Raw genomic sequence first — 14241 nt, forward strand, 5'->3', positions numbered from 1 at the left:
GCCGCACTGTACGGCAGCGTGCGGAAAGCCGGTCAGCACAGCCCGAACGGCAACTCGCGCGTGGAGACCACGCGCTGGCCGACCGCGTCGCCGCGCAGGAAACGCAGGGCGGTATCGAGGGTTTCCGGCGCGATGGCCACGCGATGGTGCCCCAGTCCGGTGGTGCTGAGCAGCGTGGCCTGCGGCCAGTAGCGCGCGTAGCGCTCGCCTTCGCACCACGGCACGTCGGGGTCCTCCAGGTCGTGCACGATCAGGCCGGGGCGGCCGATGCGCGGCGCCGTGGCGTGGGCATGCAGGTCGCCCACGTCATGGGCGGTGAGTTCCTGGTACTCGTCGAACAGCCGCCGGCTGAGGAACTGCGCCAATCCGACCATGCCGCCGAAGCGGCGGGCGGCGTCGAAGGGATCGGCCGCAGGTGCCAGCAGGATCACGCGTTCGGCCTGCAGCCCACGCGCCATGGCGATGGCGGTCCCCGCCCCGCCCAGCGAATGGCCGACGACGGCGGCCAGCGGCCCGATGTGTTCGCCCATGCGGGCGATCGCATCGGCGAACATCGGCAGCGTGGCGCGACGGCCGCTGCTGCGGCCATGGGCGGGCTGGTCGAACGTCACCACGGCATAGCCCGCCCGGCGCAGCGGCTCCACCCATGGTAGGAAGCGCAGGCCGAAGCTGGACCAGCCATGCGCCAGCAGGACGGTCGGCTGGCGGGCCGGATCGCCCCAGGCGTAGGTCGCCAGGCGTTCGCGGCCGAAAACGACTTCGCCGAGGCGTGCGCCGCCCGTGTCGCTGTGGCGGGCCCGTGCGCGCGCACCCGGCATGGGCGTGCAGAACAACTGGAACGCGCGTGTCAGCGTGCTGCTCGGAGCGACCCAACTGCCGATGGCGAAGCGTGCGCTCAGCAGCGCGAGCCCCCACGATTTACGAACGGTCGTGCTATTTTGCCGGACAGTCACAACGGCCATGGCGGTAACCCTCGGGTATTCAGGCGGGATGGGAGACGGCAGGGGCGCCGTAGGACGCCAGCAGGCGGTCCAGGGAACGGCGGGCCAGCTGCGGGGCCTGTCCGGCATCGTAGAGCCGGGCGTCATGAAGGCCCTGGGCGATGGCGAACAGTTCGAACGCGAGCAGGACGGGGTCGGTCTTCGGCGAAAGTTCGCCGGTGTCGATGCACATGCCGATCGCCTTCACCAGTTGCTGGCGCAGCTGCAGCAGCCAGTCGACGACCCGGTCGTGCAGCAGGCCCGGGCGCGCGTCGTATTCGTGGGCCGCGGCCAGGATGACGCAGCCATCGGGGTTGTCGCAGACCCAGCGGAACCAGTTTTCCATGATCGCGCGCAGGCGCGGCAGGCCGCGCGGCAGGCCGATGGCGGGGGCGATCACGGCGCGGGCGTAGCGGTCGGCCGTCCACGCCAGCACGGTCAGCTGCAGATCCTCGCGCGAGCCGAAGTGGGCGAAGACGCCGCTCTTGGACATGCCGGCGGCCGTGGCCAGTTCGCCGATGGAGAGCCCTTCCAGACCGTGCCGGGCGGCAATGTCGTAGGCCCGCGCCAGGATCATCTCGCGGGTGGCATTGCCCTTGTGGGTGGCGGCTTGCGGTGTCATACCGACAGAAATAGCACGACCGTTCTATTTCCACAACTGCCCGCGCGCGCGAAGCGCCATGCCGCCCTTGTCATGGCACCCACCGCCGATTGCATTAAACTGCCGCCCTGCGACGACCACGGCCGTGTTCCGGAAACGTCGCTTTTTTCTTTTCTGACAACCCGTTAGCCGCTGAAGGCAAGCCCGCGCCGGCCCCACCCGCGCACCGGAGCCCCCCATGATCTTCGAAACGCTCGACACGTCCGGCCACGAACAGGTCGTCTTCTGCCACAACCCGGACGCCGGGCTGAAGGCCATCATCGCCATCCACAGCACGGTGCTGGGCCCGGCGCTGGGCGGCGTGCGCATGCGGCCCTATGCCGACAGCGCGCTGGCGCTGAACGACGCGCTGCGGCTGAGCCGCACGATGACCTACAAGAACGCCCTGGCCGGCCTGAACGTGGGCGGCGGCAAGGCGGTGATCATCGGCGACAGCACCGTGGACAAGACCGAGGTGCTGTTCCGCAGCTTCGGCCGCTACGTGGATTCGCTGGGTGGTCGCTACATCACCGCCGAAGACGTGGGCACCGACGTCAACGACATGGAGAACGTCTACCGCGAGACCGAATACGTGGTGGGCGTGCACCAGGTGCACGGCGGTTCCGGCGACCCGGCGCCGTTCACCGCCTATGGCGCGCTGCAGGGCCTGATGGCCACCTTGAACCGCAAGTTCGGCAACGAGGAAATCGGCAAGTACAGCTTCGCCGTGCAGGGCCTGGGCCACATCGGCATGGAGTACGTGAAGCTGCTGAAGGAACGCGGCGCCAAGCTGTTCGTCACCGACCTCAACCCCGCGCTGGTCGAGCATGCGGTGGAGGAATACGGCGCCGAGGCGGTCAAGCCCGACGAGATCTACGACCTGCCCGTGGACGTGTTCAGCCCGTGCGCGCTGGAATACGCCATCAACGAACAGACCCTGCCCCGCCTGAAAGCCAAGGTGATCTGCGGCACCGCCAACAACCAGATGTCGCATGTCACCGGGGTGGAAGCGGCCAAGCGCGGCATCCTGTATGCGCCCGATTACGCGGTGAACGCCGGCGGCGTGATGAACGTGTCGCTGGAGATCGACGGCTACAACCGCGAGCGCGCCATGCGCATGATGCGCACCATCTACCACACGGTCGGCAAGATCTTCGACCTGGCGGAGAAGGAGAACATCGCACCGCAGTACGCCGCCGACCGCATCGCCGAGGCGCGCATGACCGCCATCGGCAAGCTCAAGCTGCCGCTGGGCCGCACCGCGCCGCGCTTCATGGGGCATCTGCGCGGCGAGCATTGACGTAGTACGTTCCACCGACAACATGGATTGGCCGCAATAGGAGGGAGGACCGAATGCGACCGGATACCGTCAGCGGGTTTCCGCTGGGCGAAGAACTGGATGCGCTGCGCGAGGCCGTGCAGCGGTTCGCGCAGACCGAGATCGCGCCGCGTGCGGCGCAGATCGACCACGACAATGCGTTCCCGCAGGACCTGTGGCCCAAGCTGGGCGAACTGGGCCTGCTGGGCATCACCGTGGACCCCGAGTTCGGCGGCAGCGGCATGGGTTACCTGGCCCACCTGGTGGCGATGGAGGAGATCTCGCGGGCCTCGGGCTCGGTGGGCCTGAGCTACGGCGCGCACTCCAACCTGTGCGTCTCCAACCTCTACCTCAACGGCAACGCCACCCAGCGCGCGAAGTACCTGCCGAAGCTGTGCAGCGGCCAGTGGAAGGGCGCGCTGGCGATGAGCGAGCCGGGCGCGGGTTCGGACGTGGTCGGTTCGATGAGCTGCCGTGCCGAACTCCGTGACGGCGTGTGGGTCGCCAACGGCAACAAGATGTGGATCACCAACGGGCCGGAAGCCGACGTGCTGCTGGTCTACATGCGCACCGCCGGCAAGGATGCGGGCAGCAAGTGCATGACCGCCTTCATCGTCGAGCGCGGCATGAAGGGCTTCTCCACCGCGCAGAAGCTGGACAAGCTGGGCATGCGCGGCAGCAACACCTGCGAACTGGTGTTCGAGGACTGCGAGATTCCCGCCGAGAACGTGCTGGGCGAGGTCAACCAGGGCGTGCGCGTGCTGATGAGCGGCCTGAACACCGAGCGCCTGGTACTGAGCGGCGGGCCCATCGGCCTGATGCAGGCGGCGCTGGACATCACCCTGCCCTACGTGCGCGAGCGCAAGCAGTTCGACGCGGCCATCGGCACCTTCGGCCTGATGCAGGGCAAGCTGGCCGACATGTACACCGCGCTGCAGTCCAGCCGCGCCTTCGCCTATCAGGTGGCGCGCGGCTTCGACCAAGGCCAGGGCTCGCGCGCGGCCGCCGCCGGCTGCCTGCTGCATGCCTCGGAAGCCGCCGTACAGGTCACGCTGGAAGCCATCCAGTCGCTGGGCGGCAACGGTTACATCAACGAGTACCCGGCCGGCCGCCTGCTGCGCGATGCCAAGCTCTATGCCATCGGTGCGGGCACCAACGAGATCCGCCGCATGCTGATCGGGCGGGAACTGTTCGACGGCCGGGGCTGATCCGCCCCGGCCATGCCGTCGGGTGGGCCTTGGCCCCACCTCCGGCAGATCCATGGCGACGACGGGCTCGAGCGCCCGCGCCGACCCGCGCGCCGCTCACTCCAGCGCCGGCCACGCCGATGCATCCAGCGTCTCCCGGTACCCATGCCAGCTGGCGTAGGCCAGCCAGGGCATCAGCACGCCCAGGCCCAGCAGCGCGGTGGCGAAGCCCACCGCCGTCAGCACCACCAGCAGCAGGCCCCACACCAGCATCACCCGCTTGTTGCGCATGACGGCATGCACGCTGGAGACGGCCGCCGTCACCATGTCCACGTCGCGGTCGGCGATCATCGGCAATGAGAAGGCGGTGACGGCGAAGGTGAGCGTGGCGAATACCGCGCCGACCGCAGACCCCAGCGCGAGGAACTCCCGGAACGCGCCCGGATCCCCGCCGTCGAACGGGAAGAACGCACCCACCATCATGCCGGCGCGCGACCACAGCAGGATGATCACCCCCTGCCCCAGCGCGAATACCCCCGCCTGCCCCAGCACGCGGCGCGCCAGCACGAACGAATCGCGCAGGCGCGGCGTGCGGCCCTGTTCCAGCGCCCGGCTGACGCAGTACAGGCCCACGCAGATCAAGGGCGCCACGAACACGAAGCCGGACAGCAGGGTCGCCAGCAGCGCGAAGCGCCCCAGCGCATAGGCCAGCCACGAGATGCCGGCGCTGACCAGCACGATCACCGCGCCGAACAGCAGGCTCAATGCCGGCGCGCGACGCATGTCCCGCCAGCCCGCGCGCAGCCAGCGCCCGGGCGCACCCGCATCCAGGTCGGCGCAGGGCACGACGAAGGGACGCGCCGCCGGGTCTGTCGATGGTGGTTCCGCCATGCTCCCCTCCCGGCACCAGCATACGCCGGCACGGCCCTGTACCAACGGCCGATTTGCCCGCCGTCGGCCGGCAGCGGGATAATCGTCGCCTCACTCCACGCGGGAACCCCCCATGTCCGACATCGTCATCGCCGCCGCCAAGCGCACCGCCATAGGCTCGTTCCTCGGCCAGTTCAACGGCGTTCCCACCCCGACGCTGGGCGCCACCGCCATCGCCGCGGCATTGGAGCAGTCGGGCATCCCGGCCGCGGACGTGTCCGAGGTCATCATGGGCTGCGTGCTGCCGGCCAACCTGGGCCAGGCCCCCGCCCGCCAGGCTTCGCGCGCCGCCGGCATCCCCGATGCGGCCGGTGCGACCACCATCAACAAGGTGTGCGGCTCGGGCATGAAAGCGATCATGCTGGGCCATGACCTGATCAAGGCCGGTTCGGCCAGCATCGTGGTCGCCGGTGGCATGGAGTCCATGAGCAATGCCCCGCACATGCTCCCCAACTCGCGCACCGGCAACCGCTACGGCAACTTCCAGGCCGTGGACCACATGGCCTGGGACGGCCTGACCAACCCTTACGACGGCCAGGCCATGGGCGTGTTCGCCGAAGCCACCGTGGCCAAGTTCGGTTTCACCCGCGAGGAGCAGGACGCCTACGCCATCGAATCGGTCGCCCGCGCGCAGGCCGCGCAGGCATCGGGCGCCTTCAACGACGAGATCGTCCCGGTCAAGGTGGCCACCCGCAAGGGTGAGGTGGAGGTGGCCACGGACGAACAGCCGGGCAAGTCCGACGTCGCCAAGATCCCCACCCTCAAGCCCGCCTTCAAGAAGGACGGCAGCGTCACCGCCGCCAGTTCGTCCAGCATCTCCGACGGCGCGGCGGCCACCGTGCTGCTGAGCGCCGAGGAAGCCGCCCGGCGCGGCATCCGGCCGCTGGCCCGGATCGTCGGCCACGCCACCTACTCGCAGGCGCCGGAGTGGTTCACCACCGCCCCGGTCGCGGCCATCGACAAGCTGCTCAAGCAGGTCGGCTGGACCGTGGAGCAGGTGGACCTGTTCGAGGTCAATGAGGCCTTCGCCGTGGTCGCCATGGCGCCGATCAAGGAGCTGGGCATCCCCCACGCCAAGGTCAACGTCAATGGCGGCGCCTGTGCGCTGGGCCATCCGATCGGCGCCTCCGGCGCGCGCCTGGTGGTCACCCTGGTCAACGCGCTGCGTGTCCGCGGCCTGAAGCGTGGCATCGCCACCCTGTGCATCGGCGGCGGCGAAGCCACGGCCGTCGCGGTCGAGATCGTGTGAGTTCTTGCGCAATCGTGGGGGGCGAATCGGCCGTGATTCGCCCGGCCCATAAGGTTTAACAACGGGTTGACAAAGATAACCGGCCAGGCGCTTGACACGCGTAATGGGCTTGTCATCATGTTGCAGGCGCGCAATTGCGCGTTGCCTAACTAACGACGAGGAAATTCTACGATGACCATGAACAAGGCTCTGATCGCGCTGGCTCTGGGTTTCGCCCTGGCTGCGTGCTCGAACCAGGAACAGGCCGCCGACGCCGCTGCTGACGCCGCCGCGACCGCGACCGAAGCCCAGGCTGCCGCCGACGCCGCCGCCACCGCGGGCGAAGCGACCGCCGACGCCGCCCAGCAGTCGGCCGACGCCGCTGCCGCTGCCGCCGACGCTGCTTCGACCGCCGCGACCGACGCCGCTGCCGCCACCACGACGGAAGCCGCCGACGCTGCTGCCGACGCCGCTGCCCAGGCTGCCGACACCGCCGAAGCCGCGACCGACGCTGCCAAGGAAGCCACCAAGCAGTAATCTGCTGGCGGTTGCCTGATTTGGCGTTAAACTGAGAAAGCCGCCAGTTCGCTGGCGGCTTTTTCTGTATCCGGGACCGGTTCCCTTCCGTATCGCGCCCGTTCGCGATCGGATCCGGGCGCCGCTCCCGGCACCATCTTCCACACTACCGATTTGGGGATCCACCATGAAGATCAAGAGCACCGTCCTGCTGGTCGCCGCCGCCCTGGCACTGAGCGCCTGCACGAAGAGCGAGAACACCGACGCCGCCGCTGCCGACGCCGCTGCCGCCGCCGACCAGGCCGCCGCCGCTGCCGGTGACGCCGCCTCGGCTGCCGGCGACGCCGCTTCCGCCGCGGGCGACGCTGCCGCCGCTGCCACCGCCGACGCTGCCGCTGCCGCCACGGCCGCCGCCTCCGACGCCGCTGCCGCGACCGAAGCCGCCGCCACCGACGCCGCCGCCGCTGCTGCCTCGGCCACCGCCGACGCCGCCCAGGCCACTGCCGACAAGGCCGCCGAAGTGGCCGAGAAGGCCGACGCCAAGGCTGAAGAAGTCAAGCAGTAATCGGCTCGCCTTCGCGCGAATCGAAAAAGGCCCGCGCAAGCGGGCCTTTCTTTGCACTGCGGTTTGGCGCGTGCCGGGCTTTATGGTCTGATGCCGCCTTTCCTGCCGTTCCGTACCGCATGCCTGCCATCGTCTCGCAACTCGATCCGCGCTCGCCCGACTTCACCGCCAACGCGGCCTACCATCGCGTACTGGTGCAGGAACTGGACCGCCGGCTGGCGCGTGCCGCCGACGGCGGCGGCGAGAAGGCCCGCAACCGGCATACCGAGCGCGGCAAGCTGCTGGCCCGCGACCGCATCACCGCCCTGCTCGATCCCGGTTCGCCCTTCCTGGAGATCGCCCCGCTCGCCGCCGAGGACATGTACGACGGGGCCGCACCGGCGGCCGGCATGGTCTGCGGCATCGGCCGCGTGATGGGCAACGAGGTGGTGGTCGTGGCCAACGATGCCACCGTCAAGGGCGGCACCTATTTTCCGATGACGGTGAAGAAGCACCTGCGCGCGCAGGAGATCGCGCGCGAGAACCGCCTGCCCTGCGTCTATCTGGTCGACTCCGGCGGCGCCTTCCTGCCACTGCAGGACGAGGTCTTTCCCGACCGGGAGCATTTCGGCCGCATCTTCTACAACCAGGCACGGCTCAGCGCGGAGAACATCCCGCAGATCGCCGTGGTCATGGGCAGCTGCACCGCCGGCGGGGCCTACGTGCCGGCGATGTGCGACGAAAGCGTCATCGTGAAGGAACAGGGCACGATCTTCCTGGGCGGCCCCCCGCTGGTGAAGGCCGCCACCGGCGAGGTGGTGGATGCCGAGGCACTGGGCGGCGCAGAGGTGCACACCGGGGTGTCCGGCGTGGCCGACCACTTCGCCGAGGACGACCGCCATGCGCTGGAGATCGCGCGCGGCATCGTCGGCCATCTCAACCGCCGCAAACCCGTGCCCATCGCGTTGCGCGAGGCGCGCGAACCGCTGTACGCCGCCGAAGAGCTGTACGGCATCGTGCCCAAGGACACCCGCCGGCCGTTCGACATCCGCGAGGTGATCGCCCGCATCACCGACGGCAGCGAACTGGACGAATTCAAGGCGCGCTACGGCAAGACCCTGGTGACCGGCTTCGCCCACCTGCACGGCTATCCGGTCGGCATCGTCGCCAACAACGGCATCCTGTTCGGCGAGAGCGCGCTCAAAGGCGCGCACTTCATCGAGTTGTGCAACCAGCGCGGCATCCCGCTGGTGTTCCTGCAGAACATCACCGGCTTCATGGTCGGCCGCAAGTACGAGAACGCCGGCATCGCCAAGGACGGCGCCAAGATGGTCACCGCGGTCGCCTGCTCGTCCGTGCCCAAGTTCACCGTGGTGATCGGCGGCAGCTTCGGCGCCGGCAACTACGCCATGTGCGGCCGTGCCTACGGCGCGCGCTTCCTGTGGATGTGGCCGAATGCGCGCATCAGCGTGATGGGCGGCGAACAGGCCGCCAGCGTGCTGGCCACGGTGAAGCGCGACGGCATCGAGGCCGCCGGCAAGGCCTGGAGCGCGGAGGAGGAAGATGCCTTCAAGGCGCCCATCCGCGAGCAGTACGAGACCCAGGGCAGTCCCTGGTATGCGACCGCGCGGCTGTGGGACGACGGCATCATCGACCCCGCCGATACCCGCCGTGTGCTGGGCCTGGGGATCTCGGCCTCGCTCAACGCGCCGATCGAGCCGGCGAAGTTCGGCGTGTTCCGGATGTAGCCTCAGGCGTGCCCGGCAGCGGCCCTCCTCTTCATCGTTGTGATTGCCGCGTGCACAAGCCCGAATCCAGGGTGAACCGCGCCTGCCTGACCTGCGCCACGCCATCAATCGGCTGCGCAGGTCACAGCGCGCGCAGCGAGGGGCGGCGATAGTCCGGGGTCCCTGCCACCCGGAGCATCCCCTGCATGTCCATCTGGAAAGACCCAGGCCCCGCGAAGAAAGAGGCCGCCACGCCCCCCTCCGAACCCACGCCCGCCGGCATGCGTGAAGCTCCGGCCGTGGCCGACTTCTCGCCGACGGTCACCGCCCCGCCCGGCACCCGGGCGCCCGAGCGGGTGCCGCAGGAAACGCTGAAGGAATCGCTGATCGCCGCCGACCTGACCATCGAGGGCAAGATCGAGGGCACGGGCCACATCCGCATCGCCGGCCGGTTCAAGGGCGATGTCAACGTGCAGGGCGACCTGACCATCGAAACCGGCGCCAAGCTCAACGGCGGCGTCCGCGCCAAGAAGGTCATCATCGCCGGCGAGCTCGAGGGCAACATCGAGTCGGCTTCGCGCGTGGAACTGCTCGCCTCTGGCGTGCTGGTCGGCGACGTCAAGGCCGGCTCGCTGACCGTGGCCGCAGGTTCGCGCATGCGGGGACAGGCCGACTTCGGTTGGGACGAACCGGGCAAGGCCGGCAAGGGCGGCGGCACGGAGCCTGGCACGGCGGCATGAGCCAACCCCGCCCCGGCAGCGCCGGCGCCACCCGCACCTGCCCGCACTGCAAGGCGACCATCCTGGAGAGTGCGGCGGTCTGCCCCGGCTGCCGCCATCACCTGCGCTTCGAACCCGGCGCGGGCGCCAACGCGGCGCCTGCGCTCACCCCGCTGCGCATCGAGGGCACGCTGCAGCCGCCCGCGGAGGGCGCGGCGTGGGAATACAGCGTGGTGCTGTCCATCCGCAACGATCGCGGCGAGGAAGTGACCCGCCAGGTGGTCGGGGTCGGCGCGATGCAGCCGCACGAACGCCGCAGCTTCGTCCTGTCGGTCGAACTGAACCCCGCCACCGGGAAGGCGGCAGGGCGGCGTACGCGGCACTGACGCCCTCCCCGCCACCGCCCCGCCCGGCTACACTCGGCCTCGACAAGGACGCCAGCAGGGGGCTGGATGATCGTCGGCATCGATCTGGGAACCACGCATTCGTTGATTGGCTATCACGGGCCGGATGGTCCGGTCCTGATACCGAATGCACTGGGCGAGCTGCTCACGCCTTCCGTGATCAGCGTGGATGCGGACGACACGCTGATCGTGGGCCGGCCTGCGGTGGACCGGCTGATCACCCATCCGGATCGTAGCGTGGCCAGCTTCAAGCGCTGGATGGGCACCAATCGCGTCACCCGCCTCGGCAAGCACGCACTGCGTCCGGAAGAACTGTCGGCCCTGGTCCTGCGCGCGCTTGTCGCCGACGCGGAAAGCCATTTCGGCACATCCGTCAGCGAGGCCGTGATCAGTGTGCCGGCGTACTTCGGTGACGCCCAGCGCAAGGCCACCCGTATCGCCGGGGAACTGGCCGGCATCAAGGTCGAGCGACTCATCAACGAGCCGACCGCCGCCGCCATGGCCTACGGCCTGCAGCAGCGCGACGGCGGCGGACGCTTCTTGGTCTTCGATCTGGGCGGCGGCACCTTCGATGTCTCGATCCTGGAAATGTTTGATGGCGTGATGGAAGTCCATGCCAGCGCCGGCGACAACTTCCTCGGCGGAGAGGATTTCCTGTCAGCGCTGCGCGATGCGTGCCTGCGCGAGCTCAAGATCGAAGCGAAAAGCCTGACAGCCAGCGAAGATGCCCTGCTGAGGCGCCGACTGGAGTCTGCCAAGCGCGAACTGTCGAACACGTCCGGCGACCTTATCGGCGTCGAGCTCCTGCTGGGCGGCGAGCCCCGTCGCTGGCAGATCGACGAGACGGAATTCTCGCGCCTGTGCGAGCCGCTGGTGCAGCGCATGCGCGCGCCACTCGAGCGCGCCATGCGCGACGCTCGCCTGGCCCCGGGCCAGTTGGACGACATCGTTCTGGTCGGCGGCGCATCGCGGATGCCGCTGACCGCCCGACTGGTCTCCCGCATGTTCGGTCGCCTGCCCTTGCGGCACATTAACCCGGACGAGGCGATCGCGCTGGGCGCCGCGGTGGCGGCTGGCATGAAGGCGCGCGACGAATCGCTGGAAGAGATCATCCTCACCGACGTGTGTCCTCACTCGCTCGGCGTGGACACCGCGCAGGACGACGGGCATGGGCAAGTCACGACCGGCCTGTTCTCCCCGATCATCCATCGCAACGCGACCGTGCCGGTCAGCCGGGTCGAGCGCTATCAGCCGATGCGCGACCAGCAAACGCAGGTGGAGTTCAACATCTACCAGGGCGAGAGTCCGCGCGTGGAGAACAACGTCAAGCTGGGCACCATCTCGGTGAAGGTCCCGGCGCGCGCCGCGCGCGAGAACCCCGTTGACATCCGATTCACCTACGACGTTAACGGGCTGCTGCAGGTGGAAGCCACCATCGTGGCAACCGGTCAGACCCATGAGGTCGTCCTGCAGCAGAACCCTGGCGTGCTGACCCCGGACGAGATACGTCAGCGCCTGGCCGCGCTGTCGGAACTGAAAGTCCATCCCCGCGACCAGCAGGAGAATCTCCTGGTGATCGCGCGTGCCGAGCGCCTGTATGAAGAGCTGCTCTGGGCGCGCCGCGACCTGCAGGACGCGCTGGTGCGCTTCCGCACCGTGCTGGATGGTCAGGACCCCCTGCAGATACGCGAACATCGGGGCGATTTCACCCGGATGCTGGACAGCATCGAGGTCCAAGGGTGAGCGACTGGCCGTACGACCTTCTTGACATTGACGAGAACGCTGACGAGCGCACCATCAAGCGCGCCTACGCCCGACTGCTGAAAGTCCACAGGCCCGACGATGATCCCGAAGGATTCCAGCGCCTCAACCATGCCTACCAATTCTGTCTCCTCCAGTTGGAGGGCAGCGTACGGGAATCGCCGAAGCGCTTGGGCATCAACGCGCCCGTCGCGACCGCGCCCAGGCCTGCGCCTGTGGTTGCTGCCGCATTTGACATGGAAATGTTCGTCGCTTCACTTCTCGACCTTTCACGAACGGCCAGCGGCCGCGACATCCTAAGTTGGCTGCAAGCGCACCCGGCGTTCTATTCCATCGGCGCGCGTGAAACCTATGCCTACCAGATCGTGGAAGCGCTGCTACGGAAGCCGCCACTGCCGCCGCGACACGTGGCCGCGGTTCTGCACTTCCTGGGACTGGATACGGCGGGTCCCGCACGCAGCCGGCTCAAGTCTTACGTCATCGCACTGGAACAACACGCACAAATGACGCTTGAGGATGCCGAAGCGATCCGGAAACCCTACACGGGGCCTTCCTCCTCCTCGTCCAGCGGTAGCTTGGGTTGGTCCTTCGGCGTGGCTGTTTGGATGATGCTAATTGCCGTGATCTCAGTGGCACGCTGTTCCGGAGGGGAACCATGACCGGGGCCTTCACCCTCCTTGGCCTGCCAGCGGACGCGGACGAACGCGCCGTCAAGCGAGCCTATGCGCGCCTGCTGAAGACGACGCGTCCGGACGAAGATCCGGCGGGGTTCCAGCGCTTGCACGAGGCTTACCAGGAAGCGCTGGCGCTGCTGACCGGACAACTCCTCGATGCGACGGCCGCGGATACGCGCTTTGTACCCGCCCCATTGCATGCACCGGCACCTGATGCGTCGTCGCCCGCATCACCTATTGGACATGCGGACATCCTCCCGCCGCAGCCTGTCGCGCCACCAATCGACGAGACGGCGCTGCGCGAAGAGGTGATCGTCCATGCCGAAGGGGATCTGCCTTCCGCGTTTCGCCATTACCTTGAGCGCCATCCCGCCCTGTACGACCTGGAAGTGAAGCAACGCGTCGGCCAGGCGATCTTCGAGGGCATCGCCTATGAGGAGGTGCAGGTGCGGCCCGGGCCCCTGGCCGTCCTCGCGGACTTCTTTGGCTTCACCCCGCCCGACTGGGTGGAACGACGCCAGCAGGTGTTGCAGGCGGTGTCCACGGAGGACACCGACGCCTTCGACGAAGATCGGCCGCTGACCATCCGGCAGCTGAAGCGCACCTTCGGATGGCCGCTGGCGCTCGTCTTGGCCTGCGTGCCGGGATTCGCGTTCCGCGCAGCGCGCCTGTCGCGACGGCTGACGGCAGACTATGGCGATGACGTGCCCGGCCTCGACGGCCGACAGCAAGCCTTCTTCGAACGCATCGCCGACCCGTTCTATGCCGGGCCGTGGCGCTGGGCCACCGTCCTGCTCACGGCTGCGTTCGCGACGCTGGCCATCGCAGGCTTGTGCGCGGTGAGCGCACTCGCGCCGGAACGGCTGCAGCGCATGACGGGCCTGACCTTTGCCGCGGCGGCGGGCATGCTGTGCATCTGGCACGCGATGCGTGCCCTCTGGGCGCTACGCGAACGGCCCGCAACCCTGCACTCGCCGTGGATCGCGCTGATGCCGGCATGGCTGGCCGTGGCCGGATTGGTGGTGGCTTGGTGGCTGCCGCAACTGCCGGCGCTGGCGTTCGCGCTGGTCCTACCTGCCGCGCTGCTCCATTTCCGCCAGTTCTTCGATGCGCTGCGGTTTGCGATCGGCACCAGTTGGCTCGCGCGTGCATGGCCCACGCCCGACCTGCCGTCGCCTTGGTTGCTCGCGCTGGCAGGTGCCGCGATCGGCATGACTCTCTGCGACTGGGCCTACGCCAAGCGCCACCGGATCAGCATCGCGGCGGCGGCCGGCAACCGCTGGACGACGGTCGCCTCGTTCACGATATTCGTGGGGCTCGGCATCGCGGGATTGGCGATCCGTTACGGTTGAGCCGCCCGCTCAACCACACCCATCGCAGCCGCCGCAGTCCTTGCCGGCGATCCGTCCGTTCACCAGGCTGCCGGCCGGTGCGATCCACCGGCCGAGGGCGTGCTGCCACTCCGCCCTGCCCTCGCGCAGCAGCGGCAGCGCCAGCGCGATCCGCGCCTTGCGCAGCGGGCCGGGGAACTGCTTCTTCAGCACCACCCACGCGCTTACCACCACCGCGATGGCGATGATGGCGTACTGCAGGGCGAGCGAGGCGTCCATGGC

General features: G+C 68.7%; 15 protein-coding genes. 11 read left to right on the top strand and 4 right to left on the bottom strand.

Annotated features, from left to right (window positions below; genetic code table 11):
• Positions 1-32: 32 nt before the first annotated feature.
• Complete coding sequence (locus MUU77_RS10590) at positions 33-962, bottom strand: alpha/beta hydrolase (RefSeq protein WP_245086487.1); 930 nt, start codon at positions 960-962, stop codon at positions 33-35.
• 19 nt (positions 963-981) lie between these two features.
• Positions 982-1602, bottom strand: a complete 621-nt coding sequence (locus tag MUU77_RS10595; protein WP_245086490.1) for a TetR/AcrR family transcriptional regulator — start codon at positions 1600-1602, stop codon at positions 982-984.
• A gap of 217 nt (positions 1603-1819) precedes the next feature.
• Between MUU77_RS10595 and MUU77_RS10600 the strand changes: the two genes are divergently transcribed.
• Both MUU77_RS10600 and MUU77_RS10605 read left to right on the top strand, forming a co-directional pair.
• Positions 1820-2920: a Glu/Leu/Phe/Val dehydrogenase dimerization domain-containing protein gene (locus MUU77_RS10600; RefSeq protein ID WP_245086493.1), complete on the top strand. Its 1101-nt coding sequence runs from the start codon at positions 1820-1822 to the stop codon at positions 2918-2920.
• Positions 2921-2973: 53 nt separating this feature from the next.
• Complete coding sequence (locus MUU77_RS10605; protein ID WP_245086496.1) at positions 2974-4146, top strand: isovaleryl-CoA dehydrogenase; 1173 nt, start codon at positions 2974-2976, stop codon at positions 4144-4146.
• 96 nt (positions 4147-4242) lie between these two features.
• Here MUU77_RS10605 and MUU77_RS10610 read toward each other — a convergent pair whose 3' ends face one another.
• On the bottom strand, positions 4243-5016 hold the full coding sequence (locus MUU77_RS10610) for a DUF2189 domain-containing protein (RefSeq protein WP_245086499.1): 774 nt from the start codon (positions 5014-5016) through the stop codon (positions 4243-4245).
• Between the two features lie 112 nt (positions 5017-5128).
• Between MUU77_RS10610 and MUU77_RS10615 the strand changes: the two genes are divergently transcribed.
• From MUU77_RS10615 to MUU77_RS10655, 9 genes are all read left to right on the top strand, one after another.
• Entirely contained in the window at positions 5129-6304 is a 1176-nt protein-coding gene (locus MUU77_RS10615) for a thiolase family protein (protein ID WP_245086502.1), read from the top strand.
• 171 nt (positions 6305-6475) lie between these two features.
• On the top strand, positions 6476-6820 hold the full coding sequence (locus tag MUU77_RS10620; protein ID WP_245086505.1) for a hypothetical protein: 345 nt from the start codon (positions 6476-6478) through the stop codon (positions 6818-6820).
• Between the two features lie 166 nt (positions 6821-6986).
• Positions 6987-7364: a hypothetical protein gene (locus tag MUU77_RS10625; RefSeq protein WP_245086509.1), complete on the top strand. Its 378-nt coding sequence runs from the start codon at positions 6987-6989 to the stop codon at positions 7362-7364.
• A 119-nt stretch (positions 7365-7483) separates the two neighbouring features.
• Positions 7484-9091 (top strand): carboxyl transferase domain-containing protein, encoded by a 1608-nt coding sequence (locus MUU77_RS10630; RefSeq protein WP_245086512.1) that lies wholly within the window; start codon positions 7484-7486, stop codon positions 9089-9091.
• A gap of 185 nt (positions 9092-9276) precedes the next feature.
• Complete coding sequence (locus MUU77_RS10635; protein ID WP_245086515.1) at positions 9277-9810, top strand: polymer-forming cytoskeletal protein; 534 nt, start codon at positions 9277-9279, stop codon at positions 9808-9810.
• Positions 9807-10175 (top strand): hypothetical protein, encoded by a 369-nt coding sequence (locus MUU77_RS10640; RefSeq protein ID WP_245086518.1) that lies wholly within the window; start codon positions 9807-9809, stop codon positions 10173-10175. The genes MUU77_RS10635 and MUU77_RS10640 overlap by 4 nt, the downstream gene beginning before the upstream one ends.
• Before the next feature lie 66 nt (positions 10176-10241).
• Positions 10242-11936, top strand: coding sequence for a molecular chaperone HscC (locus MUU77_RS10645; RefSeq protein ID WP_245086521.1), 1695 nt, complete (start codon positions 10242-10244; stop codon positions 11934-11936).
• Positions 11933-12613 (top strand): DnaJ domain-containing protein, encoded by a 681-nt coding sequence (locus MUU77_RS10650; protein ID WP_245086524.1) that lies wholly within the window; start codon positions 11933-11935, stop codon positions 12611-12613. Before MUU77_RS10645 ends, MUU77_RS10650 begins: the two co-directional genes overlap by 4 nt.
• On the top strand, positions 12610-13980 hold the full coding sequence (locus MUU77_RS10655; RefSeq protein ID WP_245086528.1) for a J domain-containing protein: 1371 nt from the start codon (positions 12610-12612) through the stop codon (positions 13978-13980). Before MUU77_RS10650 ends, MUU77_RS10655 begins: the two co-directional genes overlap by 4 nt.
• Positions 13981-13989: 9 nt before the next feature.
• On the opposite strand, the gene MUU77_RS10660 is transcribed toward MUU77_RS10655, so the two are convergent.
• A complete protein-coding gene (locus MUU77_RS10660; protein WP_245086531.1) occupies positions 13990-14238 on the bottom strand; it encodes a DUF6587 family protein in 249 nt (82 codons plus the stop codon).
• Positions 14239-14241: the final 3 nt, after the last annotated feature.

This window comes from Pseudoxanthomonas sp. F37 (genome assembly GCF_022965755.1).
Classification (GTDB): Bacteria; Pseudomonadota; Gammaproteobacteria; order Xanthomonadales; family Xanthomonadaceae; genus Pseudoxanthomonas_A.

Excerpts from the sequence above, each read along its gene's own strand:
- MUU77_RS10590 (WP_245086487.1), bottom strand. The coding sequence starts at position 962 with ATGGCCGTTGTGACTGTCCGGCAAAATAGCACGACCGTTCGTAAATCG.
- MUU77_RS10595 (WP_245086490.1), bottom strand. The coding sequence starts at position 1,602 with ATGACACCGCAAGCCGCCACCCACAAGGGCAATGCCACCCGCGAGATG.
- MUU77_RS10600 (WP_245086493.1), top strand. The coding sequence starts at position 1,820 with ATGATCTTCGAAACGCTCGACACGTCCGGCCACGAACAGGTCGTCTTC.
- MUU77_RS10605 (WP_245086496.1), top strand. The coding sequence starts at position 2,974 with ATGCGACCGGATACCGTCAGCGGGTTTCCGCTGGGCGAAGAACTGGAT.
- MUU77_RS10610 (WP_245086499.1), bottom strand. The coding sequence starts at position 5,016 with ATGGCGGAACCACCATCGACAGACCCGGCGGCGCGTCCCTTCGTCGTG.
- MUU77_RS10615 (WP_245086502.1), top strand. The coding sequence starts at position 5,129 with ATGTCCGACATCGTCATCGCCGCCGCCAAGCGCACCGCCATAGGCTCG.
- MUU77_RS10620 (WP_245086505.1), top strand. The coding sequence starts at position 6,476 with ATGACCATGAACAAGGCTCTGATCGCGCTGGCTCTGGGTTTCGCCCTG.
- MUU77_RS10625 (WP_245086509.1), top strand. The coding sequence starts at position 6,987 with ATGAAGATCAAGAGCACCGTCCTGCTGGTCGCCGCCGCCCTGGCACTG.
- MUU77_RS10630 (WP_245086512.1), top strand. The coding sequence starts at position 7,484 with ATGCCTGCCATCGTCTCGCAACTCGATCCGCGCTCGCCCGACTTCACC.
- MUU77_RS10635 (WP_245086515.1), top strand. The coding sequence starts at position 9,277 with ATGTCCATCTGGAAAGACCCAGGCCCCGCGAAGAAAGAGGCCGCCACG.
- MUU77_RS10640 (WP_245086518.1), top strand. The coding sequence starts at position 9,807 with ATGAGCCAACCCCGCCCCGGCAGCGCCGGCGCCACCCGCACCTGCCCG.
- MUU77_RS10645 (WP_245086521.1), top strand. The coding sequence starts at position 10,242 with ATGATCGTCGGCATCGATCTGGGAACCACGCATTCGTTGATTGGCTAT.
- MUU77_RS10655 (WP_245086528.1), top strand. The coding sequence starts at position 12,610 with ATGACCGGGGCCTTCACCCTCCTTGGCCTGCCAGCGGACGCGGACGAA.
- MUU77_RS10660 (WP_245086531.1), bottom strand. The coding sequence starts at position 14,238 with ATGGACGCCTCGCTCGCCCTGCAGTACGCCATCATCGCCATCGCGGTG.